Source organism: Pseudoalteromonas aurantia (assembly GCF_005886875.1).
GTDB classification, from domain to species: Bacteria; Pseudomonadota; Gammaproteobacteria; order Enterobacterales; family Alteromonadaceae; genus Pseudoalteromonas; species Pseudoalteromonas aurantia_A.
Genome location: NZ_PNBY01000270.1, coordinates 1 through 336, shown reverse-complemented (window position 1 = coordinate 336; position 336 = coordinate 1). Strand labels below are relative to the sequence as shown.

The 336-nt window shown below is 50.0% G+C and carries 1 pseudogene; it reads left to right on the top strand.

The features are described from left to right. Positions 1–336: pseudogene (locus CWC18_RS20910) on the top strand (serine--tRNA ligase); the annotation flags it as partial.

Below are 336 nucleotides of genomic sequence, written 5' to 3'. Positions count from 1 at the left end.
GAAGCTCTCGGGTGCCCGCTTTACAGTAATGCGTGGGCAAATCGCGCGCATGCATCGCGCGTTGGTGCAGTTTATGCTCGACACGCACACCGATAAAAACGGCTATACCGAAATGTATGTGCCTTATTTAGTGAATAAAGACAGTTTGTTAGGCACGGGTCAGCTACCTAAGTTTGCAGAAGACTTATTCCACACAGAGAAACTGGGTGAGCACGATGATGGCTTTAGCCTGATCCCTACCGCTGAAGTGCCGCTGACGAACTGTGCGCGTGACGAAATCTTTGAAGAAAAAGAGCTGCCAGTACGAATGACTGCCCATACTCCGTGTTTTCGCAG